Here is a 23,879-nt window from a genome sequence, read left to right as displayed (position 1 = left end):
AACGCCCGCAGCCGCGCATTGTTGGCCGCGCCAAACGATGGATATTCGTTGGAGAACGGGTCGGGAATGCGGCTGAGCGGCTTGCCCAGATGCGAAGCCATCATCTCCCGGTTCGGCACATTGTCCGGAACCTTGCGCAATCCGTCCATATCGTCCGAGAAACAAAGGATCTTTGTCTTGACGCTGTCCTTCGTGAGGACGCGAAAGGCATGGCGGACCATTGAGGTCCGCGCGACTTCGCCGAAGGTGCCGATATGCGGCAGGCCGGACGGACCATATCCTGTCTCGAACAGGATCGTGTCGGGATAGCCGGACTTTTCATAGCGTTTGATGATCTTCTGCGCCTCCTCGAAGGGCCATGCTTTGGCCTCGGCTGCCGCCGCGATCAGCTCGGGGGTCAGTTCGATTGGGGTATTGGGGCGCGAAGTCATTCTTGGTTTCCTGTTTTCCTGTCATGGAGGTGAAGCGCGCGGACACTATGGCGGCAGCTTCGCCGCGTCAATTGCCACGGCGTCACACGAGGCTTGTGCCATGCGGTTTCAGTAGAAATCGACGGGGAAATACCGCAGATAGAGTTCGGAGGTCGTGCCCTTTTCCTCCATGGATTTCAATGCAAAGTTGAAAGCATCGACGAGATCGGTGTTTTTTGCGGTCGTGGCGATCATCATGCCGTCACCGAGAAACTGCGGCGCGATATAGGGCCCGCCGGAAAATGCGCAGCAATTCTGCGCTTCCGGGCTGCCGATCCAGAATGACAGGTCTGACCCGTCGCCGAAGACCGCATCGATTTTCTTGTCGCGCAAATCCTTCAGCATCAATGCGCGCGTGGGATAGCCGACCCATCGGCCTTTCGGAAAGTAGTCGGTGAAAATCGCCTGATGCACCGACCCGTCCACGACGCCGACCACCTTCTTGTCGAGCTTGTCCGCCAGGGGTTCCTCCAGCGTCGTTTCCTTCAGGGTGACGAAACGGGCCGGCAGCCGCATGTAGGGGGCGGTGAATGCAAACTTTTCACGCAATTGCGCCGTGGGCTTCAAACCGGCGATGATGGCCTCAGCCTCGCCATTTTCCACGGTCTGCTGGAGTTCATTCCACGGGCGCGCTTCGATCTGGCAAATCGCTGTCACGTTCAATTCGGCGCAGATGGCTCGTACGAGATCAATGTTGAAGCCGGAAATCCGTCCGCTCGCGTCAATGAAATTGAACGGAGGATAATCCACCGTGGTCACAAACCGGATGCGCTCGACCGTCGAAAGGTTCGGCTTGGCAACGTGCTCCCGGCCATCCCAATAATGTGGAAAATCCGATGCTGCACTGATGGAAGACAGTTCTGCCAGAAGGAAACCTGCAGTGCAAAAAGCGATTGTCCGGATATGCATTCGATTTGAGAAACCCATGTGATTTGCCCGAAGAGTAGCATGGGCGCTCCCGACATGACAGGTCGATGGTTGTCCTGCGCCCCGTCACGTCATGCGCAGGCTGAAAAGCACGCCTTCTGCGACTTATGAAGAATTGCCATTCATCTGAATGGGCCTAACAATATCGGTCTTCACGTATCACACTGCGAATTGTTCCAAATTTCATTTTCAATTTTGAATTGTGGGTTGAGTTCATGTTGCTTGTGCCGCCTCCGCCGGGAATATTCACGTTAACTGTCGATACACTCAAAGATCCGGCGCGCAGCAGAGGATAAATGCGCGACCGCGACATTGAAGTGGCGCTGGCGGCGCGTCTTTACCGCGCCGGACTGGCAAAAATCCTGATCCTGCGTGCTTTCAGCGATTCAATCGCCGGCAAGACGTCCTTCATTGACGAGCTCTATGCCAGTGCGCGGGGTGAAGATGCGGTGATCGGGCAGTGTATTGCCGATGTGGCCGGTGTGGTTTTTGAATACGCACCGCAAACGACGGGCATTTTTCTGCGATCGGGGCCTGACATCACTGTTCTCCCGCATGCGCGCATTGCGACGACACTCACCACCGACAGCAACGCGCTGATTTATATTGCGCCGACAATTGAGGATATCGCCTTTGTCAAATGCCGTCTGTCGGGCCGCAAGGATGTGGCTGCCCGATTGAGAGTGACCACGCCTTCAGGGGTGCGTGACCTTCTAAGAACCGGGCACCAGGAGCTGCTCGCCGACAAGGCTGCGCGGATGATCGAAGATTTCCGCTGCGAATACTCGGCGAAAACGGTCCTGACGGGTCAGCAGGGCATTCTGATCGGCATGCTGATAACCTGTCTTCTTTTGGATGCCCTTGAAAAGCAGCAGCTCGGCTGGAGGGGGCTGCATGTCTTTTTCTCGCTGTTTTTTCTTGCCTGCGTCCTGCTGCGCCTGGTGGCATGCAAACGTGCGAGCGGTGACGATCCGCCGCCTTTGCCGGCAATAAGTCCTGCAGAACTGCCCGTCTACACGGTCATGATTGCGCTGTATCAGGAAGCAGACGTTGTTCCGCAGCTTGTCAAAGCCATGCTGGCGCTCAACTGGCCGCGATCAAAGCTCCAGGTCCTCTTCCTTTGCGAAGCGGATGACGCGGCGACACTCACCGCATTAAGGTGTCAGGTTCTGCCTCAGGCTTTCGACATCATTCCCATCGCCGGATATGGCCCGCGGACGAAGCCAAAGGCTCTCAATTATGGGCTGCTGCTGTCGAAGGGGGCGTTTGTCGTGGTGTACGATGCCGAGGATCGCCCGCATCCAGACCAGTTGCTGGAAGCCTTTCAACACTTCCAGCGAGCCGATGAAAAGCTCGGCTGTCTCCAGGCCCCGTTGAAGATCGCCAATGCCCATGAAAGTCTCGTTGCCCGTATGTTTGCCTTCGAATATGCGGCACATTTCCAGAGCTTCCTGCCCTGGCTTGCGCATCGCGGGCTGGTATTGCCCCTTGGCGGCAGTTCCAACCATTTTCGTTACGATTGCCTGATTGCCATCGGAGGCTGGGATCCGCACAACGTAACGGAGGATGCGGAGCTTGGGACCCGTCTGGCCCGCCTGGGATATCGGGCCGACATGATTGCCCGGGCGACCCTCGAAGATGCGCCGGCTGAAGCCGGTGTCTGGTTTCGCCAGAGAACACGCTGGTTCAAGGGCTGGATACAGACGTGGCTGGTGCAGATGCGTAAGCCGTTCACCGTTCTCGCGCAGTTGGGTTTCCGGCGCTTCATCGTCTATCAGCTTCTCGCCGCAGGGATGATCGTTTCATCCCTGCTTTATCCGCTCACGCTGCTGTTTATGCTCTCGGTCAGCTTCTGCTGGCTATCCGGCAGCGATGTCTTTGCCCGGCATCAGGATATTCTCTGCATCGACCTCATCAACATTGTGATGGGATATCTGTCGTTCCACAGGCTGGGGCAGCGCGCGCTGGCGGGCGCAATGATGCCCGGCAGAATCCTGCCGTGGATACCGCTCTACTGGCTGCTCATGTCCCTGGCGGCATGGCGCGCTTTGGGACAATTGAACACGCGGCCTTTCCTATGGGAAAAGACGCCGCACCGGCCAGCGCGATCTACTCAAGAAACCCCGGACCGGAACCAATGATCAGAGCGTCTTCATTGCCGATCACCCCGACATCCCGGTCCTTGTAGGGCAAGCTCAACAAAACCCGGCGGATAACGGCGATGCGGGCACGGCGCTTGTCATTGGAGCGCACCACCGTCCACGGGGCGTGGGCCGTATGGGTTCGGGCCATCATCTCGTTCCGGGCGTCGGTATAGTCGTCCCACTTTTCGGCACCGGCAATATCCATCGGCGAGAACTTCCAGTTCTTCAACGGGCTATGGCGACGGTCGTGAAAACGTTTCAACTGCATGATCTGGCCGATATTGAGCCAGAATTTGAAGAAGAAAATGCCATCGGCGACGATCATGCGTTCGAAGCCGGGCGTCTCCTCCAGGAAGGATTCGTGCTGTTCCGGCGAACAGAAACCCATGACGGGCTCCACACCGCCGCGATTGTACCAGGAACGGTCAAACGTGACGAATTCGCCCTTTGTCGGAAAGTGCGAGACGTAGCGCTGAAAATACCATTGCCCGCTTTCGGTTTCCGTGGGTTTGGGCAGGGCAACGTTGCGCGCATTGCGCGGGTTCATGTACTGACGCAGTGTGAAGATGGTGCCGCCCTTGCCGGCCGCATCGCGCCCTTCGAAAACCGATATCACGCGGCCGCCCGTTTCCTGCAGCCAGCTCTGCATTTTGACCAGTTCGATCTGCAACTGCTCGAGTGTTTTTTCGTATTCGTCCCTGTTCATTTTGTCTGTGTAGGGAAAATCGCCTGACGCAAGGGCGCCGTCGTCAATCCAGTCCGGCAGTTTCGCATCGTCGATGTTGAAACTCCGCTTCTTCCCATCGATCTTGAGTTTAAGCGTTGTCTTACCGACAGACGGCTGGTCGGATTTCTCTTTCGATTTTTTGGCCAAGACAGTCTCCCTCAATTGACATGAAGCCATGTTATTGGGACAGCGTTGTGGCGTCCAGTGTCGATGACAAGCATGGCAGGGCAGGGAGTTGAACGCATGAGCATATTCGGTTCGGGGCGGGAGAGCCGCGGGTTGCGGCAAAGGGCGATGCAGCGGATCATCCGTGCACGCTATATTCTCGGTGCCGCTGCCTTTCTCACCGCGCTCGTTCTGAATTCAGGCGCATCCTGGTGGCTGAGTTTTGCCATTCTGATGCTGCTGCTTCTGGGGGTGGTCGCCCTGTCGGCAAGCATTCCGCGCACCGATGACACCAATCCTGCGCTGCCGGTCAGCGATCCGGCGATCTTCCGCCTGTCCGGCCAGCAGCTTGCGGCGCAATTGCCCGATCCCCTGATCATCTTTGATCATGAAGGGACAATTCTTTACGTCAATCCGGCCGCCAACGGCGCATTCGGGCCTCTGGCGCGGGGCGGCACCCTGCTTCTGCATTTTCGCGCACCTGAGATGCAGACGCTGGTCCAGTCGGTCATGTCGGATGCACAGGCGGGATCGATCGATTATTCCGAACGCGTTCCGGTTGAACGCTGGTATCGCGCCACCGTGCTGCGCCTGGATCAGGGCGGTTCCGACCGCCAGTACCTCCTGTCGTTCCGCGATCTGACCGAGGCGCACCGCCTGGAGCGCATGCGCTCGGACTTCATCGCCAATGCCAGCCATGAACTGCGCACGCCGCTGGCGTCACTCAGCGGTTTCATTGAAACGTTGCGCGGCCCTGCGCGCAACGACGCCGTTGCCCGCGACAATTTTCTGGAGATCATGCAGAAGCAGGCTGAGCGCATGGCGCGGCTCATCGATGATCTTCTCTCCCTGTCGCGCATCGAAATGAAAGCCCATATTGCGGTGAAGGATCAGGTGGACCTGACAACCGTTCTCAATCATGTGGTGGATACTCTCCGCCCGCTCGCCACCCATCTCGACATTGAAATTGAACGTCATATCGATCCGGGACCGGTCATGGTCCTCGGCGACCGGGATGAACTGACGCAGGTCTTCCAGAATCTTCTGGAAAATGCCTGCAAATACGGCCAGTCCGGCAAGAAGGTGGTTGTCGAGCTCAAGAACAATGGCGAGGGGATCAAGGCCACCGTTCAGGATTTCGGTCCGGGCATACCGGAGGAACATATCCCGAGGCTGACCGAGCGCTTTTACCGCGTCAATATCGAGACCAGCCGGGCTCAGAAGGGCACGGGTCTGGGTCTGGCAATCGTCAAACACATCCTGACGCGGCACCGGGCCCGGCTCGTGGTGCGCTCGCGCGTCGGCGAAGGCTCATCGTTCACGGTGGCCTTCGGTCCGCAGAAGGCCAAGGCTTGATGCCAATAAAAAAGGCGCCTGAGGGCGCCTTTCCTTGCATTCCGTGTCTTGCCGATTACCGAACGCGGCGGCGATCGGATGCCGGCTGATAGGCCAGGCGGGCATGATAGGTGCAGTATGGACCGCCTTCGCCGACATCATTTCCGCAGAAGTGAAAATCAGGCTGCAGCGGGTCGCCCATCGGCCATTTGCAGGTGCGCTCGCTGAGCTGCACGAGTTCGAGACGCCGCGAGATCGGCACCACGACATCCGTCGAGGGCTTCATCACGGTCTGCGTCACCGTGTCAACGAAATATTCCTGCTGCAACGCCGTTGCGCCGACGCTCTTGGTCACAACGCGGCTCGTCATCTGCGCCGACGTGCTGACGCTGCTGCGATGTCCGGCTGAAGCGGTCGTGTTGACTTTCTTGCTGCGCGTCTGGGTCGATGTGGTCTTGCCGCGGCCTGACAGTTTCAGGCGGTGCACCTTCCCGATGACGGCATTGCGGCTGACGCCGCCCAGCTGTGCTGCGATCTGGCTTGCGCTCAGACCTTCGGCCCAAAGCTTCTTCAGCTGTTCTACGCGCTCATCTGTCCAGTTCATCTTCCTTGGCTCCGTATTGTGCGGACTCTAGGCTGAATCCTTCCCTCACATCTGGATTGCTCCAGATCGCAGATACTATATCTATCCAGGTGACGAGGTCCGCCGCACGAAATCTAGCTATTCCGTTTCTCAAGCTACAATATGCGATGACTCTGTGACAAGAGTCGGGCATGGCAAGCGGCTTGCTTTTTTGGGTTTTCCCCAACTTGCGCATGAAAACGTGACAGAAATGACATTTCCTGCAAATCCCGTCGCTTTTCGTATGGCCGCGTGGCTACAGATTTGAAAACCTTAGGGAAAGGCCGCTTGGCGCTGGCGCAAGACGGCGCATATGTTTTTGAAGTGTTCATTTGACAATTGCGGATTGAATGATGATATTACCAGCGTCAGGCCGCCCTTGTGGGCGGCTTTTTGATTTCATCGCTGCCGGTTTCTTCTTAGCAAACAGCAGAACAAAACAGGGTATTGGAGGCCCGAAACGACATGACGGACGCAAACGCGCAACCGCTATACGACACTTTTGCTCGTGCGGATCTGCGCTTTGAGCGAGGAGAAGGTGTTTGGCTGACGACCGAGAGCGGTGAACGCTATCTCGATTTCGCTGCCGGCATTGCCGTCAATTCGCTGGGTTATTCGCATCCGCATCTCGTCGAGACCCTGAAGACCCAGGCCGAGAAGCTCTGGCATCTGTCCAATATTTATGAAATTCCGGGACAGAAGCGCCTTGGCCAGCGTCTTGTGGACAATACCTTTGCCGACAAGGTATTTTTCACCAATTCCGGCGCGGAAGCGCTGGAATGCGCGATCAAGACCGCGCGGCGCTATCACTATGTCAACGGTCAACCGGAACGGTTTCACATCATCACATTCGAAGGTGCCTTCCATGGCCGGACGCTGGCAACGATCGCCGCCGGTGGCCAGGAAAAGTATCTCGAAGGCTTCGGCCCCAAAGTCTCGGGCTTTGACCAGGTACCCTTCGGTGACGAAAAGGCATTGAAGGCAGCCATTGGCCCGCAGACCGCCGCCATCCTGATCGAACCGATCCAGGGCGAGGGCGGTGTGCGTCCCGTTCCGGATGAGGATCTGCGCCGTCTGCGCAAGATTTGCGACGAGAACGGCCTGCTGCTGATCCTTGATGAAGTTCAGTCGGGTGTCGGACGTACGGGCAAGTTCTTTGCATATGAATGGTCGGGCATTACACCCGATATCATGGCTGTTGCCAAAGGCATCGGCGGCGGTTTCCCGCTGGGTGCTTGTCTTGCAACGGCCGAAGCAGCCAAGGGCATGACCGCCGGCGTGCATGGCACGACCTATGGCGGCAATCCGCTTGCCATGGCCGTCGGCAACGCTGTGCTCGATGTCATTCTCGCCGATGGCTTTTTCGAGCATGTGCAGCAGGTCGCCCTCTTCATGAAGCAGGGCCTTGCCTCGATCTCCGATCGCTATCCCGACGTGATTGCGGAGGTACGCGGCCGCGGGCTGTTGATGGGCATCAAGAGCGTTGTTCCCAATACGGCGCTCGTCCAGGCCCTGCGTGACGAACATCTGCTGACCGTTGGCGCTGGTGACAATGTCATCCGGTTGCTGCCGCCTTTGGTTGTGACCGAAGAAGAGGCACGCGAGGCCCTTTCACGCATTGAAGCCGCCGCCGAACGGCTGTCGGTCTCGGCCCGGCAGAAGAGTGCGTAGGGAACTGTCATGACAATCAAGCAGGACCTCCGTCACTTCACGGATATCTCGGCGCTTTCTCCCGGTGTGTTGCGTTCCATCCTCGATGACGCGCGCGCGCGCAAGAACCGGCTCAAGGCTGGCAACATCGAAAAGCCGTTTGCAGGCAAGGTGCTTGCGATGATTTTCGACAAACCTTCGACGCGGACCCGCGTGTCCTTCGACGTCGGCATGCGCCAGCTGGGCGGCGAAACCATCATGCTCACGGGCTCCGAAATGCAGCTCGGCCGCAGCGAGACCATCGCCGATACGGCAAAGGTGCTTTCGCGTTACGTCGATATCATCATGATGCGCACGACGACGCACGACCGGCTGATCGAAATGGCCGAGAATGCCACGGTTCCCGTCATCAATGCCCTGACGGACGATACGCATCCATGCCAGATCATGGCTGACATCATGACCTTCGAAGAGCATCGCGGTCCGGTCAAGGGCAAGACATTCGCCTGGACGGGCGATGGCAACAATGTGCTGCATTCGCTTGTCGAGGCGGCGGCGCGCTTTGATTTCAACCTGAATATTGCCACGCCGGAAGGCAGCGAGCCCGAGAGCAAATATCTTGCCTGGGCCAGGAGCGCGGGCGGCAATGTCAAGCTGACGACCGATCCGATCGCCGCTGTCGAGGGTGTTGACTGCATCGTCACCGATACCTGGGTATCGATGGGGCAGGAAGGCCGGGCCCGCGGTCACAATGTGTTCATGCCCTATCAGGTCAATGACGCCCTGATCAGGCACGCACATCCCGATGCCCTGTTCATGCACTGCCTGCCTGCCCACCGGGGCGAGGAGGTCACGGATTCGGTTATTGACGGGCCGCATTCCGTTGTCTTCGATGAAGCCGAAAACCGGTTGCACGCGCAAAAAGCCATTCTAGCCTGGTGTCTCGAAGGAGGTCGCCCGAGTGTCTGATATGCCTGACATCACCAAGCGCTCCGACGAATATGTCTTCGCCGGAGATGATGCGGTTGTGCCTTTCCAAGTCGAGGCGCTCGATGCACGCGGGCGCGCCGTGCAATTGGGGGCGACACTGGACGATATTCTCAGCCGGCACGATTATCCGGAGCCGGTTGCAAAGCTCCTGGCCGAAGCGATTGTCCTGACTGTGCTCCTGGGGACGTCACTGAAATTCGATGGCAAGTTCATTTTCCAGTCGCAGTCCGACGGGCCGGTCGACATGCTGGTGGTTGATTTCCGCACGCCGAATTCGGTGCGCGCCTATGCCCGTTATGACGAAGACCGGCTGGCTGAGGCGATCGCCGCACACCAGCTCTCGCCGGAGCAATTGATGGGGACGGGAACGCTGGCCCTGACGGTTGATCAGGGCGAATACACCCAGCGTTATCAGGGCATCGTTGCACTTGACGGTTCCAATCTGGAGGAAATCGCCAAGACCTATTTCCGTCAGTCGGAGCAAATCCCAACCGACATCCGCCTGTCCGTCGCCAAGCTAATAGAGCGCGGCGAGGATGGCAAACCGGTCGAGCAGTGGCGTGCCGGAGGGCTGATCGTGCAGTTCCTGCCGGAATCCGAGCTGCGTATCCGCCAGCGTGACCTGCCGGCGGGTGATGCGCCGGATGCCGACGAGGATGAGGACGATGTTGAAGAGGACGATGACTGGGCTGAAGTGAAAGCCCTGGTTGCGACCATCGAGAGTTCGGAACTGACCGACCCGCAGGTGGGCGCCGAAAGGCTGCTGTACCGCTTGTTCCATGAGCGCGGCGTCCGTGTGTTCGATGCCGTGCCGGTGAATGACGATTGCTCCTGCTCGCGCGACAAGATTGCAGGTGTCCTTTCCGGATTTACCGCCGAAGAGATCACGGACAGTATCGAAGATGGCAAGATCAGCGTGACCTGCGAGTTCTGCTCGACGCATTACGAATTTGACCCGGCGGAATTCCTGCCAAAGAACTGATTATCCAAACGAGGATTGCCCTGTGGACGTACGCGACAGCAATGGAAATGAGCTTCAGGATGGCGATTCCGTCACTTTGATCAAGGACCTGAAAGTCAAGGGAACATCAGAGACGATCAAGCGGGGTACGCTCGTCAAGAATATCCGCCTGAATGGCCGCGAGGGTGAAGTCGAGTGCAACACCAAACAGGTCAAAGGCCTGGTTCTGAAAACGGAATTCGTCAAGAAGGCGTAATGCGAGGCCACAAACGCCGCACGTGAATTGCTATTTCAGCAGTCCGTTGGCGATCCGCCAGGATACCAGCGCCTCGTGGGCCGCGGTAACGGCAACCAGGACAATCAGGAACGCGCCGATGATCAGCCACAACGGCCATGGTTTGGCCGATCGTTTGGCGAAGAGGCCGACGACAAGGCCCGGTACAAGCGCCAGCGCCAGAAGTTCGGGCAGTCCAGCCTTGCCGGCCTGGATGCTTGGCAGGACATAGCCCATAAAAAGCGCGCCAACACCCAGGGCAAAGGTAACAACGGAGCAGGCAAGCGCCTTCAGGTACGGCATCTCAGTTTGGGTGGTCATCAGGGCGTGTACTCATGCATGTGATCAAAACGGCGCCCGAAACGGTTGCGCATCGCAAAGGCGGCAGGCCGGTCGGAACTTAGTTCAATGTCCGCAATTGATCCGGCAAATCAAGTGAAAAAGCCGGAATTTCGATATCGAACAAGTTTCCGGTTTCGCTTTCCATGGAATAGCGGCCAACCATGACACCGGATGTCGTTGTCAGCGGGCAGCCTGAAGAATACTGGAACGAGTCGCCGGGATTGAGCACCGGCTGTTCGCCGATGACGCCGGGGCCGCGAATCTCTTCAATCTGGCCGTTCCCATCGGTGATTTTCCAATAGCGTGCCCGAAGCCGGACGGTGCCGTCGGATTCATTGGCGATCGTAATCCTGTATCCCCAGACGTATCTGTTTTCTTCCGGATTGGACTGCTCCTCCAGATAGAATGGTTCTACGATTACTTCAATATTCTGAGTGACTGCGCGATACATGATAAACCTTGTCTTATCAATGATATTGCGGGTCGAGGCCGTCTCGTCAACCATTACAATACATAAAGATGATTAATTTTAATGCGAATAGGCGATATTTTAGAAAATTTTATACTTAAATATACCAAAACCGCACTGAAACCAATTTCAGTGCGGCATCGCTTCCGTCTTACTTGGCCGCCTTGAGGGCAGCATCAAAATCCTCGATCAGATCGTCGGCATCTTCCAGGCCGACGGACAGGCGCAACAGCCCGTCCGAAATGCCAAGTTCAGCACGCGCTTCATCTGTAAGGTTTTTGTGCGTGGTTGTCGCGGGGTGAGTGATGAGACTCTTCGAATCCCCAAGATTGTTGGAAATCCGCACCACTTCCAGTCCGTTCTCGCAATCAAAGGCCGCCTTCTTGCCCTCCTTGAGTTCAAAGGCCACGAGCGTGGAGCCGCCGGTCATCTGCCTGGCGATGATATCGGCCTGCGGGTGATCCGCACGGCCGGGGTAAATAACCTTGGAAACTGCGGGATGATCCGCGAGGAAGCCGGCGATCTTTGCCGCACTTTCCGTTTGCTGGCGGACGCGGACGGGCAGGGTTTCAAGCCCCTTCAGCATGATCCAGGAATTGAACGGGCTGAGGCCGGGGCCGGTGTGGCGGAAATATTCATGGAGGTTTTCATCGATCCACTTCTTGTCGGAAAGGATGACGCCGCCAAGACAGCGTCCCTGGCCTTCAATGTGCTTGGTGGCTGAATAGACGACGATGTGGGCGCCAAGTTCCAGAGGCTTCTGGAACAGCGGGGTCGCAAACACATTGTCGACGATGAGCTTGGCGCCGACGGAATTGGCAACCTTCGCCACGGCGGCAATATCGACGATCTCGAGGGTTGGATTGGTCGGGCTTTCCAGAAACAGCGCCTTGGTGTTCGGGCGGATGGCCTTTTCCCAGTTCTCGGCCTTTGAGCCGTCGATCAGGGTAAAATCAACGCCGTATTTCGGCAGGAGTGTCTCGATGATGTAACGGCACGAGCCGAACAGGGCGCGCGCTGCCAGAACATGGTCTCCGGCCTTGACCTGGCACAGGATCGCCGCTGCAACCGCGGCCATGCCTGAAGCCGTTGCGCGTGCGTCTTCCGCGCCCTCAAGTGCGCACATGCGCTTTTCAAACATATCGGTGGTCGGATTGGCGTAACGCGAATAGATGAAGCCGGGTTCTTCGCCCTTGAAGCGGGATTCAGCAGCTTCGGCCGTGTCATAGACAAAGCCCTGGGTGAGGAAGAGGGCTTCCGAAGTTTCACCGAAACCGGAGCGCAAGGTTCCGGCATGAACGAGTTGTGTCGCGGGGCGCAGCTTACGGGTTGTGGTCATCGTCTTCTCAATCTGCCAGAATCTGGCCAATAAAAAACCGGCCTTGCGGGAATCGCAAAAAGGCCGGACGAGACCGGGCCTCTTTTAGCAAATTGTTTAACGTGGCTGCAAGCCGGCCGGCCAAATCACCACGGGATAAAATTGCTTTAATCCTCTTGGCGGCTTGCGTCAATCGGGTGAGACGCTAAAGCTTTTGGGAAATTATATGAGGTTTCGGCGGTCGATATGAGTATACGTGAAGCGGGCATTCTGGCGGATAGTGGCATCAGGGCATTGCATGAGGCCGGTGCGCTGAAAACCGAGCGTGATTTCGACGCCGATCAGATCCAGCCGGCCAGTCTGGACCTGCGTCTGGGCACAAAAGCCTATCGGGTGCGCGCCAGTTTCATGCCAGGTCCAGGAACGCCTGTTATCGACAAGCTGGAAAAGCTCAAGCTGCATGAGATCGACCTCAGTCACGGTGCCGTGCTGGAAACCGGCTGTGTCTATATCGTCCCGCTGCTGGAAAGCCTGGCGCTGCCTGCCGGCGTTTCCGCATCGGCCAATCCCAAGAGTTCGACCGGCCGTCTTGATATTTTCACCCGCGTCATCGTTGACGGGGCGCAGGAATTCGACAAGGTGCCGGCAGGATACCAAGGTCCCATCTATCTCGAAGTCAGCCCGCGTACCTTCCCGATTGTCGCGCGGGCAGGATCGCGTCTCTCCCAGATACGCTTCCGCACCGGACGGGCGCAGCTCGACGAGACGGAACTGACCGCATTGCATGCAAGCGAGACGCTTGTGGCGTCGGACACCCCCAACATATCGGGCGGCGGCATTGCCCTGTCGATCGACCTGACGGGCGACAAGAACGGCCTCGTCGGTTATCGCGGCAAGCATCACACCGGGGTAGTGGATGTCGACAAACGCGGCGCGCATGACCTCTTTGATTTCTGGGAGCCGATCCATGACCGCGGCGCGCGCGAACTGGTGCTCGATCCCGATGAATTCTACATTCTCGTGTCGCGCGAAGCCGTGCATGTTCCTCCGCTCTATGCGGCGGAGATGACGCCATTCGACCCCCTGGTCGGCGAGTTCCGCGTCCACTATGCCGGGTTCTTCGATCCGGGCTTCGGCCATACGGCTGCTGGCGGCACCGGCAGCCGCGCCGTGCTCGAGGTGCGCAGTCACGAGGTGCCGTTCATTCTCGAGCACGGCCAGATTGTCGGCCGCCTGATCTATGAACACATGCTGGAGCGGCCCAAGGCGCTCTACGGCACCGACCTCGGCTCGAACTATCAGGCGCAAGGCCTGAAACTCTCCAAACATTTCCGCTCGTGAGCGGCCGCTGATTGACAAAACGCCGGTTTGACGGCCTGGATGTGCGCTCGGATTGGTCAGGCAGGACGGGAGGTTGGCAATGCCTCAGAAAACCGGGTGGAAACGGCGGGCAGCAGCTGTGGTGCTCGCCATTCTGACGCTCATTGCGCTGTTGCCGCTGTTGTCGGTCGTGCTGACCTATGCGATCGCCAATACGCTTGGCTGTACGGTGGATGAGAACAGCGTTCACCCATGCCTTTTGGGCGGGCTCGACATTGGCGATACGCTTTACACCATGGGCGTGCTGGGCTGGCTGATGATTCCAGCTGCGCCGCTTCTGTTGATTGCGGTGCTGGGCTGGATCGGCCTGGGCATTGTCGCTATCGCCGGCCGCATGCGCCGCGGCTGATATACACGCTGTTTGCGGGGTGATGTGCGAATCCGGTTGACTATCGATCCCGGCTGCTTTTCATTCCGGTTATCTGCCCCGACGCAAGTCTGCGGGCATAGGCGGGTGTAGTTCAATGGTAGAACGGCAGCTTCCCAAGCTGCATACGAGGGTTCGATTCCCTTCACCCGCTCCATCCCTTGTTTGCAAGGCGCGCAAGGCGGCTGCAATGATACCGCCTCGCGCTGCCCCGTTTGTCAAATGCCGATCTGTTCCAGCCACTTGCCAAGCGATTGCGCGATGTCCTCCGGTTGATCTTCCGGTGCATTGTGTTTGGCAGCGCCGCAATTGACAACGCTGAGGTTGGCATAGTTGGCCCTGCACCAGGCAATCATGTCGGCCCCGATCGCCAGGCTTTTTCCCGGTCCGTCGAACGCCATCAACAGTTTCGGTATATCGACACTGTCGGCAAGCCAGGTGTTGAAATGCTGCATTCTTTCAATCACAGCCGCCGGTTCCCCGTCGACAGGCATGGAGCGTGTCCATTCAAGAACGGCCCGGCGGCTTTCAGGGGTAGTATAGGACTGCGTGTAGGCATGGAGATCCTCACCTGAAAGACCGGAAAGCACCGTGGCCTGCAGGGTTTGTTCGATGAAAGTGTTGCCCTGGAGCACGATGTTCTCGCCGAGCCCCTCTGTCTTCAACGCACGAAACCGTTCTGCAACCTCCGGCGGAAAATCGGCCCAATGCATCGGCCGCAGCATTGTTTCCATGAAGGCGACGCCCCGCACCCGCTCCGGATGACGCGCCGCCCAATCCAGGGCAAGCGTACCGCCCCAGTCGTGACCGGCAAGGATGACGCCGGTCAGTTCCAGCGCATCGAACCAGGCATCGAGATAGCGGGCTTGATCGGCAAAACTATATTCAAGCGGCGGCCTGCCCGAACGCCCCATGCCGATCAGATCAGGAGCCAGACGGCGATAGCCCGGCAGGGCGGGGGTAATGTTTCTCCACAAATAGGACGTGGTCGGATTTCCATGCAGGAACACAATGGGCGTGCCCACGCCCGTTTCTTCGTAGTATATGGTTGAATCAAGAATTGAGATGGATGGCATGAGATTGGCCTCTTCAAATATAGTAAGGTGCCTGTCTAATACCAAATGGGCAGGTACCTGTCAATATCTGGAGGCTGCCTGCCTCGCGAATGGGAAACAGCACGCTGATGGGGTCACCAACGCCTAATCTTGGAATTCTTTTGCGGCTCCTGCATCAGCAATGGACGCAGGCTATCGACACCGCGCTCGATGAGGCGGGGTTCGTCGATATCCGTCCATCGCACTCGAACGTCCTGGCTTTCACGCCGTCATCCGGAATTCAGGTCAGCGAACTTTCGAAACTGTCGAAAACCCGCAAACAATCGATCACCCAGGCGGTGGAAGAGCTTGAAAAGCTTGGATATGTGGAGCGCCGGCCCGATCCGCGGGACAAGCGGGGACGCTTGGTCTTCCTGACGGTCCGGGGGCAGGCGGTGCAGCCCACGGCGATGGCGGCAGGCAAACGCATTCAGCAGAATTGGGAAAGTGTTGCCGGCAAGGAGACCATCGACGGTTTGACATCGACGCTGCAGCTCATACTCGAAAAATTGCCTCGCGGCGAATAGCGGCCCTGCGTACCATTTGGCCCGGGGTCTATGTCCGTGGGCCGCAGGCGGACTAGGCAGCTGCCGCCGTCAAATGCTCGACCAGTATCGATGCGCCGAGGATGATCAGCGCTGCACCGGCGACGGCTTCCGCCACACGTCCAAACCGCTCACCGATCAGCCGGCCGACAAGCATGCCGCCGGACGACATCAAAAAGGTGGCGACGCCGATCGCAAGGGCGATAACGAGTATATTGACGTTGAGGAATGCCAGCGAAATGCCGACGGCCATGGCGTCCAGGCTCGTCCCGATGGCGGTCGCCAGCAGCATATAGGCCGAATTTCCAACGCGCTCTTCCGTTTGCTGCCTTTGGCAACAAGCGGCGTACAGCATGCGGAAACCAACGGCTCCGAGAAGCCCGAAGGCAATCCAGTGATCGACCGCCTGGACAAAGCCGCTTGCGGCAACACCTGCAGCCCAGCCGATCAGTGGGGTGATGGCTTCCACTATCCCGAACACGGCGCCGGTACGAATGGATTCCGAAAATCGCGGGCGTCCCAATGCCGCTCCGCGGCCGACCGAAACGGCAAATGCGTCGACAGACATGCTGATAGCCAGAACAAGGATCGCTATGGGGGACATGGTAAGCGCCAGGCGGAACAATTCAGTTCGGTGGTGCCGTACGACCGCTCCGTCCGACAACACCACGGGTTCATCAGGCTTTTCGCAACTGACGGTCGGGATGTAGGGGGTGATGTGAAAAAAGTCAAGCAAAATCAAATAGTTAAATGCATATAGTAGTCATTTGCATCTGGGCGCTCGCGGTCCCTTAATATGGAGCGGGCGCAGTGCGATAGTCCGGAGAGCACCGGCGAGGGATATCCTGCCAAAACTGAGAACTGGTGGGAATGAGGCCCGGCACGGGGCATCGGGGGAAGAATATCGCCGGGCCTCATGTTGCCCTGGAGAGTAGCAACCTGAAAAATCTGATCTGCGGATATGGCTTTTTCAAGAAGAGAACCCGTCGGGCAGCCTTCATCGGTATCGGCAAGCCTGCCACGCCACGCCACGCCGGGAAATGGCATCAGCCACACGCCATGGGTGCGTTCAATTGAACGTTGATCAAGAAGGGCGTAATGTGGCGAGGGATAAATTGGAGGGAGCTGCCATGAAGAATATTCTTTCCCTGGTCGCCGCAGGTCTCATCGCGCTTGTGATGGGCCTGACGTCAATCGTATCCGCGCAAGCCTCGCCGATCTCCGTGCAACGTGCACCGGTCGCGTCGAATGTGGAGCTGGTGAAGTACAAGCACAATCGCGGCAAGCATTGGGGCCACCGCCATCATCATCGCCACGGCTGGAGAGGTCATCACCACCGCCGCCATCACTGGAACAATCGGCATTATCGTCCTGGCTATTGGAAGCACCATCGTGGTCACCGGTACTATTACCGGTACTAACGCCTCATAATGGCCCCAAACGGATTCTTAACCTTCAGACAGGGGAACGGTCACGGGGACATATTGAGGAGATGGGTATGACTCTAGTGAAGCGCAGTTTTGCTGCCGTCGCGTGCCTTGGCTTGCTGGTTGCCGGCACGGCACTCTCGACGACGGGCAATTACAGCCTTGTCGGTTCCGCACTGGCCAAGAATGGCAATGGTAATGGTGGCGGTGAGGGCGGCGGAAAGGGCAATGGCGGCGAAGGCCATGGCAATGCCAAGGCAGACCATGCGGATGACAAATCCAAGACCAAAGAAGCCGACCTGAGCGAAAATAATCTGGACAAGAACACGCTTGGTCCTCTCAACGCCGCGCATGCATCCGCACGGGCACGGGAACGGGCCTCCCCCAATTCCTCCGTCGGCAAGATCGCCGCTTATGAGCGCAGCCGCGAGGCAGCCCTTGCCATTAAAGACCCTACATTGAGGGAGCAGGCTCTTGCTGCCGCTGAAGCCAAACTGAGTATCGATTTTCATCGCACGCTCACCACGGCGCAAATTGACGAGGTGAACGACCTGCTGGACGCTCGCCGCTGAGGCTGGCGTGGCCCGTCGATAGGCCTGTCTGAAATTCCAGAAGGCTCCCGTGTCGCCGGACGCGGGCGCCTTTTGCGTTTCCGGTGCACTTGTCCCGTGCCGCCAGCCGCGCGTTTTGTCATGCTGGCGCAATGACGGGCGAATAATCGCCTTTCCGATGGACGTGATCCTTGCACCGGAGGCCTTGAAATGCCGTTTGTCGAGATACGATACAGTAGAGACAGCCTGAACGAAGCGGAAAGGCAGCGCATTGCAGATCGCATTGCCGTCATCGCCATGAACGCCGAGGGCCTGCCGGACAATCCTATGTCACGCTCAATTTCGATCGTCACCTATCAGGCCCTGGACGACGTGTATGTTGGCGGAGCAAAGGTTGCTGTGCCACGCTTTTTTGTGGTTTTTCATGCATTTGCCGAGGTCTTGACAAAGGCCGGTACTGCGATGGCCGTGATGGAAATGACGCAGGTCTTCGCCGAGGAAAGCGACTATTGCAGGGGCGCGGGAACGCGGACGGTCTGGTGCATCTTCAATGGCCTGACACCGCACAGCTTTGCGGGCGGCGGCCAGCTCGTGTCCTATGAACAAGTCCTGAAAATGACGTCCCAATGAGAGCTTGGCCGGAATGGTTGTACTCATGATGGAATGCCAATATAATATGGTCACGCGGGGGCTTGGCTGTTTTTGGGCGTCTCACATCATGCGTAAACTGACATTCGAATCCGTTACCGTAGAAACCAGGCAGATCGGCACATACCGCAGCATTGCCTCGGTGAAAGAAGCCGCTGAATTTCTGTCGGACGATTGGCCGGCCCGGCACGGGCCGAGTTATCTGGCTGCGCAACAAATATGCCTTGATGCCTTGAATGGCGAAAGAACGGTGGGCGAAGCCCGAAAAGCCTTCATTGCGGCGGCAAAAACAGTCGATATATTCGTACAGGACCGGCGTTGAAAACACGCTGATCGCCCTGCCTGCCTCGCCGTCATATCCAGACCATATTGGGATTGAAACGCTTGGCGAACAGGCTGTTGCCGTGCAATTGCTTGAACCGGGCCGCATATGGCCATATGTGAACACCATCGCTGCAACGCCGCCGCTATCGGAGTATCAATGTCGGACAAGATGAACCGTTTTCTGGGAGACACGCCGGGCCGTGTCCTGCTCAAGCTCATTCTCGTATCGCTTTTTGTCGGCGTGATCATGAATGCGTTCAACTGGTCGCCGCTCGATATTCTGTACGGCTTCGAGAATTTTGCCCGCCGCATCTGGAATCTCGGTTTTGGCGCGGTCGAGCGTTTTGCCGGTTATTTCCTCTTGGGCGCGGTCGTGGTTGTCCCGTGCTTCATCATTTTGCGGCTGCTGAGCTACAAGCGTTAAGCGCAAAAATATCGCCTTGGCCTGAATGAGCCACAATTGCTGGATATCGGCAGTGCGTCTCATTCAGGAATTGCTTATGCCCGATCATAGATTTCATTTGTCACGCCGCGGCTTTCTTGGGCTTGCCACCGTCTCGGCACTGTTGCCGCTGGCCGCCTGCCAGACGGTGACGCGCACGCCGGGGAAAAGCGCGGGTGTGTCTACGTCAGCCGCTTCGCTTGTGCAGAATATACGTTCTTCCAATGGATTGGCCGGCCTGACCGCCGATTCTTCTCTGGAAAGCGCGGCGCTGCAGCAGGCGGGTTACATGGCCAGCGCCGGCCGCATGTCCCATACGACCGGCTGGGGGCGGGATTTTGCCACCCGTGTGCGCAACAACGAGATCCACGGTATTGCTGCGGAGAATATCGCCGTTGGCCGCATGGAACTCGACCGGCTCTTTGCCATGTGGATGGCCTCGCCGCCGCATCGCCGCAATATGCTGGATCAGAAGTTCACCCGGTTCGGCCTGGCCTATTCGGAAGCTGCCAGCGGCAGCAGCCAGCGGTATTGGGCGCTGGTCCTTGCCAGCTGAACTATCGGCCAGGATTGGCCGATAGTTCTGGAAAAGCGCCGCGCGCAATGGCATAGGATACTGATAGCCCCTCTGGCGTCTTTCCCGGTGTCCCATGTCAACGCAAGTGTCCCATCCTGATGGATCAAAAATCGTTCGCCCATTCGAGGTGACGAACCGCCTGATGCTGTCGATCACGATTCCCGTGATGCTGGCATCGTTGACGACGCCCTTGCTCGGTCTCGTCGATACGGCTGTCATTGGCCAGCTCGGCGATCCGCATCTGCTCGGCGGCTTGGCAATCGGGGCCCTGGTTTTCGATTTTCTGTTCTCGACCATGAATTTCCTGCGCGCCGGAACAACCGGACTGGTGGCGCAGGCGATGGGCCGCCATGACAATGTGGAACAGCAAGCGGTGTTCTGGCGGGCAATCGGCATAGCCGTGCTTGTGGGCTTTGTTTTCATTGCGGTAACGCCGCTGGTGCTGACGGCAACGGTCCGCTTCATGAACCCGGATCAGGCGGTCGCCGATGCCATGTCCACCTATGTGTCGATCCGGCTCTTTTCCTCGCCGATGGCGCTGGGAAACTTTGTGGTGCTCGGTCTGCTGCTGGGGCAGGGCAAGGCGATGCAGGGCCTCTACCTGCAATTTCTGCTCAACGGCGTCAATGTGGTCATGACCTGCTGGCTCGGCCTGGTCATGGGCTGGGGCGTGGCGGGCATCGCCTGGGGAACCGTGCTTGGCGAAAGCGTCGCGCTGGTTGTCGGCCTGACCATGGTCTACTGGCAGTTTCGGGCCGTACCCAATCCATCGCTTGCGCGCATCCTTGACATGCCGGCCATCCGGCGGATGTTTGCGGTCAACCGCGATATCATGCTGCGCTCATTCTTCCTGCTGATCGCCTATGCCTATTTCACCCGTGCTGGAACGGAAGCCGGTGCCGTAACCTTGGCAACCAACGCCGTGCTGATGAACTTTCTGCTGATCTCAGGCTATCTCATTGATGGGGTGACGACGGCAGCCGAGCAGATTTCCGGCCGTGCCGTCGGTGCGCATTATCGCCCGGCCTTTGATCGCGGCATCAAGCTTTCATTCCTGTGGGGGCTGGTCCTGGCTTCGCTGATGGCGCTGTTCTTCCTCATCTACGGCAATGCCATCGTGGCGGTTCTGATCAAATCCGCCGATGTTCAGGCCTTGGCCGCGCTCTACATGCCATGGGCCGCCTTTGCGCCCGTTACGGGGCTCTTGGCCTTCCATATGGACGGCGTATTCATCGGCGCCACCTGGTCACGCGACATGCGCAACATGATGATGCTGTCACTGGCCGGGTACTTCGCCGCCTATTTCATTCTGCCGCAATTCATGGGCAATCACGGGCTCTGGCTGGCGCTTCACCTTTTCCTCGGGCTGCGCGGTCTGTCATTGCTGGCAATCCTGCCGCGGCGGGCGCGGCTGCAGTTCGCCAGCTAGATCGTTCCGGAGCGCTGGCGGTCGGCGCGATCCAGCGCATGCTGGATCAGCCGGTCCACCAGATCAGGGTAGGGAATGCCGCTTGCTCCCAGTGTCTTCGGATACATGCTGATATTGGTGAAACCCGGTATGGTGTTGACCTCGTTCACGACGGCGCTCATGTCCGGCCGCAGGAAGAAATCGACCCGTGCCATGCCTTCACAGCCGAGGGCCCGAAAGGCCAGGCCCGCCATGTCCTGCAGCTGTTCCCGGACAGATGCCGGAAGATTGGCAGGAATGGACAAGGCCGCGCCGTCGGCATCGATATATTTGGCGTCATAGGTATAAAAGCCATGGCTGGCGGCTGGGGCGATCTCGCCGGGAACCGAAACCGTCAATGAACCGTCGCTCCCTTCGAGAACGCCAAATTCGATCTCGCGGGCCTGGACAAACTCCTCGACGATGACCTTGCGGTCGTGCCGGAATGCCTCCTTGACGGCGGCCTCGAAAGCCTCGGCCGTGGCAGCCTTGCCAACGCCGACCGAAGAGCCCTGCCGGGCAGGCTTGACGAAGACCGGCGTGCCGAGCTCGCGTGCGATATCGTCAAACCCGGCGGTTTCGCCAAACTGGAGTGTCACGCCCCTGGCGACGGGCAGGCCGGCCTGCTTGAGCAGGCGTTTGGCGACGTCCTTGTCCATCGCCGTTGCGGAGCCGAGAATGCCGCAGCCGACATAGGCAATGTCGGCAACTTCCGCCAAGCCTTGTACCGAACCATCTTCGCCGCAAAGGCCGTGCAGCACGGGGAAGACCACATCGACCGGCGGTATTTCATGCGGCGCGCCGCTTGCCGGAATAACGAGAAGCCGGCCTTTACCGCCGGGCAGCAGGCTGATTTCAGGTCCGGTGGCCGGAACAGCCTTTGGCAGGCCACCATCGTCAAGCGCCGCAAGCAGCCACTGCCCGGTGCGGGTGATGGCGATAGGCACCACCTCATATTTTGACGTATCGATTGCCTTGACGACATTGCTGGCCGAAAGCAGGGAAACCTCATGTTCGGCCGAACGGCCGCCATATAGAACTGCCACCCGTCTCTTGCGTGTCATCACTCTGTTTCCATTTTGCTGGAGTTTATCCCTGCCATCCGTTGGATTGCGGAACAGTGGCAAAATTACGCTCTGCCGTCAGGCGGGAATGTCTTTCGCCGCCCAATCTGCAAGGTCGCGATCCCGCAATGCGCTGATATTGCTGACGCCATCGCGCTTGAGTGTGGCGGACATCTCCCTGAGGATTTCAGCAGCGAGCCCAGGGCCATGGTAGATCATGCTGGTATAGAGCTGGACGAGATCGGCACCCGCGCGGATCTTGGCGATTGCCGTCTTGGCGCTGTCGATGCCGCCGACACCGATGATCGGTAGCGCGGGGCCAACGCGCTGGCGCATCTTTGCCAGCACAATCGTGGAGCGATTGAAGATCGGCGCACCCGAAAGACCGCCGGTCTCGGCCGTGTGTTGCGGGCTGCGCAAACCGGTGCGCGACAGGGTGGTGTTGGAGATGATCAGGCCGTCCAGCGGATGCAGCGCGATTTCGGCAGCGATGTCATCGAGGCTGGCTTCAGGCAGATCCGGCGCGATCTTCAGAAAGACCGGGCGCCGGGTTCCGGATGGCGCTGCAACCGCATCGCGGGCCTCCAGCACCTTGCCGAGCAATTCCTTGAGGCTGTCGCGGGCTTGCAAATCCCGCAGGCCCGGTGTGTTGGGCGACGAGATGTTGGCGGTGAAGTAGGCGGCAAGCGCATGGAACTTCCGGATGCCGGCGACGTAGTCGGCCACGCGATCGGTTGAATCCTTGTTGGCCCCGATATTGACCCCGACAATTCCCGGGCGCTGCTTGCGCGATGACAGCCGCTGGAAAGCCGCTTCGTGGCCTTCATTGTTGAAGCCGAGGCGATTGATCACCGCATTGTCGTCCACAAGACGGAAAATGCGCGGCTTTGGATTGCCGGGTTGCGCCAGCGGCGTGAGGGTCCCGATCTCGGCAAAGCCGAAACCGAGCTTCAACAGCGCATCGGGCACTTCCGCGTTCTTGTCATAGCCGGCCGCCATGCCGAGAGGATTGGGAAATTTCAGCCCGGCAACGGTAAGCTGCAGGGCAGGGTCATCGCGCAGCGCGCATCCGGGAACAAGACCGGTCTTCAATGCCTTGATCGACATGCCGTGAGCGTCTTCCGGGTCAAAGGAAAACAGAACCTTGCGGCCCAACGACTGAAACAGCCCGCTCATGCGTTCATCTCCGGAAACTGGTGCTTGCCATCGGTGCCGAGCGGCAGCGGTTTGACCCACCGCACGGCCGCCATTGGCAACGAGGCGTAGAGGTGGGGGAAGAGATCGCCGCCGCGGGAAACCTCGTATTTCAGGGCTTCGCCCAACCGGTCGGTTTCAACGGCGACGAGCAGCAGGTCGTCCTGTCCGGCAAAGTGCTTGCTCGCCGTCTCCACCGCCTGTGCAGCGGTGGAGAAGTGGATATAGCCGTCGGCATGGTCGATCGGCGCCCCGTCGAACACACCTGCGGCTTCGGCCGCTTGCCACAGTGCCCGTGGGGCAATCTTGTAAATCAGTTTGCTCATGCGGATTTACTAGACGCAAAACCGCAATACGCAAAGGGTAGACTGATGCCGGTAACAGAAATCTCGGCGCGCATTCCCATTTTCGGCGTATTATCCTCT

27 protein-coding genes, 1 tRNA gene, 1 pseudogene and 1 riboswitch are annotated in these 23,879 nt (G+C 58.5%); of the genes and pseudogenes, 17 read left to right on the top strand and 12 right to left on the bottom strand.

Features of this window, described 5'->3' with window-relative positions:
- Together lysK and ACTJJ7_RS22460 are read right to left on the bottom strand one after the other, a co-directional pair.
- Positions 1-431: pseudogene (gene lysK, locus ACTJJ7_RS22465) on the bottom strand (lysine--tRNA ligase); the annotation flags it as partial.
- Between the two features lie 108 nt (positions 432-539).
- The gene (locus tag ACTJJ7_RS22460; RefSeq protein WP_440968868.1) at positions 540-1,379 is read right to left on the bottom strand and encodes a transporter substrate-binding domain-containing protein; all 840 of its coding nucleotides are present in this window, start codon (positions 1,377-1,379) and stop codon (positions 540-542) included.
- Positions 1,380-1,693: 314 nt separating this feature from the next.
- On the opposite strand from ACTJJ7_RS22460, the gene ACTJJ7_RS22455 reads away from it, so the two are divergent.
- Complete coding sequence (locus ACTJJ7_RS22455; protein WP_440968867.1) at positions 1,694-3,538, top strand: glycosyltransferase; 1,845 nt, start codon at positions 1,694-1,696, stop codon at positions 3,536-3,538.
- Here ACTJJ7_RS22455 and ppk2 read toward each other — a convergent pair.
- A complete protein-coding gene (gene ppk2, locus ACTJJ7_RS22450) occupies positions 3,507-4,415 on the bottom strand; it encodes a polyphosphate kinase 2 (protein WP_440968866.1) in 909 nt (302 codons plus the stop codon). The two genes, ACTJJ7_RS22455 and ppk2, sit on opposite strands and share 32 nt — an antisense overlap.
- Positions 4,416-4,511: 96 nt before the next feature.
- Here ppk2 and phoR point away from each other — a divergent pair, with 96 nt between their 5' ends.
- Positions 4,512-5,789: a phosphate regulon sensor histidine kinase PhoR gene (gene phoR, locus ACTJJ7_RS22445; protein WP_130268662.1), complete on the top strand. Its 1,278-nt coding sequence runs from the start codon at positions 4,512-4,514 to the stop codon at positions 5,787-5,789.
- A 55-nt stretch (positions 5,790-5,844) separates the two neighbouring features.
- Here the strand turns inward: phoR and ACTJJ7_RS22440 are convergent, their stop codons facing one another.
- A complete protein-coding gene (locus tag ACTJJ7_RS22440) occupies positions 5,845-6,372 on the bottom strand; it encodes a GcrA family cell cycle regulator (protein WP_105736498.1) in 528 nt (175 codons plus the stop codon).
- Between the two features lie 483 nt (positions 6,373-6,855).
- Between ACTJJ7_RS22440 and ACTJJ7_RS22435 the strand changes: the two genes are divergently transcribed.
- From ACTJJ7_RS22435 to ACTJJ7_RS22420, 4 genes are read left to right on the top strand one after another with little or no spacing between them, the layout of a single operon-like run.
- Positions 6,856-8,061 (top strand): aspartate aminotransferase family protein, encoded by a 1,206-nt coding sequence (locus tag ACTJJ7_RS22435; protein ID WP_130268663.1) that lies wholly within the window; start codon positions 6,856-6,858, stop codon positions 8,059-8,061.
- Between the two features lie 9 nt (positions 8,062-8,070).
- Positions 8,071-9,009, top strand: coding sequence for an ornithine carbamoyltransferase (gene argF, locus ACTJJ7_RS22430; RefSeq protein WP_105736494.1), 939 nt, complete (start codon positions 8,071-8,073; stop codon positions 9,007-9,009).
- A gap of 1 nt (position 9,010) precedes the next feature.
- Positions 9,011-10,012, top strand: a complete 1,002-nt coding sequence (locus ACTJJ7_RS22425) for an Hsp33 family molecular chaperone (RefSeq protein ID WP_440968870.1) — start codon at positions 9,011-9,013, stop codon at positions 10,010-10,012.
- Positions 10,013-10,034: 22 nt separating this feature from the next.
- Positions 10,035-10,247, top strand: a complete 213-nt coding sequence (locus ACTJJ7_RS22420) for an alkylphosphonate utilization protein (RefSeq protein ID WP_162800123.1) — start codon at positions 10,035-10,037, stop codon at positions 10,245-10,247.
- 30 nt (positions 10,248-10,277) lie between these two features.
- Here ACTJJ7_RS22420 and ACTJJ7_RS22415 read toward each other — a convergent pair whose 3' ends face one another.
- The 3 genes from ACTJJ7_RS22415 to ACTJJ7_RS22405 all read right to left on the bottom strand — a co-directional run bounded on the left by ACTJJ7_RS22415 (position 10,278) and on the right by ACTJJ7_RS22405 (position 12,415).
- Entirely contained in the window at positions 10,278-10,586 is a 309-nt protein-coding gene (locus tag ACTJJ7_RS22415) for a hypothetical protein (RefSeq protein WP_440968865.1), read from the bottom strand.
- A 79-nt stretch (positions 10,587-10,665) separates the two neighbouring features.
- The gene (gene apaG, locus ACTJJ7_RS22410; RefSeq protein ID WP_105736766.1) at positions 10,666-11,058 is read right to left on the bottom strand and encodes a Co2+/Mg2+ efflux protein ApaG; all 393 of its coding nucleotides are present in this window, start codon (positions 11,056-11,058) and stop codon (positions 10,666-10,668) included.
- A 169-nt stretch (positions 11,059-11,227) separates the two neighbouring features.
- Complete coding sequence (locus ACTJJ7_RS22405) at positions 11,228-12,415, bottom strand: O-succinylhomoserine sulfhydrylase (protein WP_440968864.1); 1,188 nt, start codon at positions 12,413-12,415, stop codon at positions 11,228-11,230.
- Between the two features lie 62 nt (positions 12,416-12,477).
- A riboswitch (SAM riboswitch) is annotated at positions 12,478-12,557 on the bottom strand.
- A gap of 83 nt (positions 12,558-12,640) precedes the next feature.
- Here ACTJJ7_RS22405 and ACTJJ7_RS22400 point away from each other — a divergent pair.
- The 3 genes from ACTJJ7_RS22400 (at position 12,641) to ACTJJ7_RS22390 (ending at position 14,298) form a co-directional block, all read left to right on the top strand.
- Positions 12,641-13,735: a 2'-deoxycytidine 5'-triphosphate deaminase gene (locus ACTJJ7_RS22400; RefSeq protein WP_440968863.1), complete on the top strand. Its 1,095-nt coding sequence runs from the start codon at positions 12,641-12,643 to the stop codon at positions 13,733-13,735.
- A 79-nt stretch (positions 13,736-13,814) separates the two neighbouring features.
- Entirely contained in the window at positions 13,815-14,123 is a 309-nt protein-coding gene (locus ACTJJ7_RS22395; protein WP_440968862.1) for a hypothetical protein, read from the top strand.
- Positions 14,124-14,224: 101 nt separating this feature from the next.
- A tRNA-Gly gene (locus ACTJJ7_RS22390) sits at positions 14,225-14,298 on the top strand.
- 61 nt (positions 14,299-14,359) lie between these two features.
- Here the strand turns inward: ACTJJ7_RS22390 and ACTJJ7_RS22385 are convergent.
- Positions 14,360-15,217 carry a haloalkane dehalogenase gene (locus tag ACTJJ7_RS22385; protein WP_440968861.1) on the bottom strand — a complete coding sequence of 286 codons (858 nt, stop codon included), beginning with the start codon at positions 15,215-15,217 and terminating at the stop codon, positions 14,360-14,362.
- A 107-nt stretch (positions 15,218-15,324) separates the two neighbouring features.
- On the opposite strand from ACTJJ7_RS22385, the gene ACTJJ7_RS22380 reads away from it, so the two are divergent.
- A complete protein-coding gene (locus ACTJJ7_RS22380; protein WP_440968860.1) occupies positions 15,325-15,762 on the top strand; it encodes a MarR family winged helix-turn-helix transcriptional regulator in 438 nt (145 codons plus the stop codon).
- Between the two features lie 52 nt (positions 15,763-15,814).
- Here the strand turns inward: ACTJJ7_RS22380 and ACTJJ7_RS22375 are convergent, their stop codons facing one another.
- Positions 15,815-16,384 carry a manganese efflux pump MntP gene (locus tag ACTJJ7_RS22375; protein WP_105736762.1) on the bottom strand — a complete coding sequence of 190 codons (570 nt, stop codon included), beginning with the start codon at positions 16,382-16,384 and terminating at the stop codon, positions 15,815-15,817.
- Positions 16,385-16,910: 526 nt separating this feature from the next.
- Between ACTJJ7_RS22375 and ACTJJ7_RS22370 the strand changes: the two genes are divergently transcribed.
- From ACTJJ7_RS22370 to ACTJJ7_RS22340, 7 genes are all read left to right on the top strand, one after another.
- Entirely contained in the window at positions 16,911-17,201 is a 291-nt protein-coding gene (locus ACTJJ7_RS22370; protein ID WP_130268668.1) for a hypothetical protein, read from the top strand.
- A 77-nt stretch (positions 17,202-17,278) separates the two neighbouring features.
- The gene (locus ACTJJ7_RS22365) at positions 17,279-17,779 is read left to right on the top strand and encodes a Holotricin-3 precursor (protein ID WP_440968859.1); all 501 of its coding nucleotides are present in this window, start codon (positions 17,279-17,281) and stop codon (positions 17,777-17,779) included.
- Positions 17,780-17,968: 189 nt separating this feature from the next.
- Positions 17,969-18,388 (top strand): hypothetical protein, encoded by a 420-nt coding sequence (locus ACTJJ7_RS22360; protein WP_440968858.1) that lies wholly within the window; start codon positions 17,969-17,971, stop codon positions 18,386-18,388.
- Between the two features lie 13 nt (positions 18,389-18,401).
- Positions 18,402-18,728, top strand: coding sequence for a DUF982 domain-containing protein (locus ACTJJ7_RS22355; protein WP_105736473.1), 327 nt, complete (start codon positions 18,402-18,404; stop codon positions 18,726-18,728).
- A 159-nt stretch (positions 18,729-18,887) separates the two neighbouring features.
- Entirely contained in the window at positions 18,888-19,154 is a 267-nt protein-coding gene (locus ACTJJ7_RS22350) for a DUF6460 domain-containing protein (protein ID WP_105736471.1), read from the top strand.
- 76 nt (positions 19,155-19,230) lie between these two features.
- The gene (locus ACTJJ7_RS22345; RefSeq protein ID WP_105736760.1) at positions 19,231-19,728 is read left to right on the top strand and encodes a CAP domain-containing protein; all 498 of its coding nucleotides are present in this window, start codon (positions 19,231-19,233) and stop codon (positions 19,726-19,728) included.
- A gap of 94 nt (positions 19,729-19,822) precedes the next feature.
- Positions 19,823-21,178: an MATE family efflux transporter gene (locus ACTJJ7_RS22340; protein WP_440968856.1), complete on the top strand. Its 1,356-nt coding sequence runs from the start codon at positions 19,823-19,825 to the stop codon at positions 21,176-21,178.
- On the opposite strand, the gene ACTJJ7_RS22335 is transcribed toward ACTJJ7_RS22340, so the two are convergent.
- The 3 genes from ACTJJ7_RS22335 to ACTJJ7_RS22325 all read right to left on the bottom strand — a co-directional run bounded on the left by ACTJJ7_RS22335 (position 21,175) and on the right by ACTJJ7_RS22325 (position 23,780).
- Positions 21,175-22,260, bottom strand: a complete 1,086-nt coding sequence (locus ACTJJ7_RS22335; RefSeq protein ID WP_440968855.1) for a D-alanine--D-alanine ligase family protein — start codon at positions 22,258-22,260, stop codon at positions 21,175-21,177. The genes ACTJJ7_RS22340 and ACTJJ7_RS22335 overlap by 4 nt on opposite strands.
- A gap of 78 nt (positions 22,261-22,338) precedes the next feature.
- The gene (locus ACTJJ7_RS22330) at positions 22,339-23,436 is read right to left on the bottom strand and encodes a quinone-dependent dihydroorotate dehydrogenase (protein WP_440968854.1); all 1,098 of its coding nucleotides are present in this window, start codon (positions 23,434-23,436) and stop codon (positions 22,339-22,341) included.
- Complete coding sequence (locus ACTJJ7_RS22325; protein ID WP_440968853.1) at positions 23,433-23,780, bottom strand: DUF952 domain-containing protein; 348 nt, start codon at positions 23,778-23,780, stop codon at positions 23,433-23,435. Before ACTJJ7_RS22325 ends, ACTJJ7_RS22330 begins: the two co-directional genes overlap by 4 nt.
- Between the last annotated feature and the right edge of the window lie 99 nt (positions 23,781-23,879).

Source organism: Phyllobacterium sp. 22229 (assembly GCF_052056495.1).
Classification (GTDB): domain Bacteria; phylum Pseudomonadota; class Alphaproteobacteria; order Rhizobiales; family Rhizobiaceae; genus Phyllobacterium; species Phyllobacterium myrsinacearum.
Note: the sequence above shows the minus strand (reverse complement) of the source record. Positions and strands in the feature narration are given on the sequence as shown.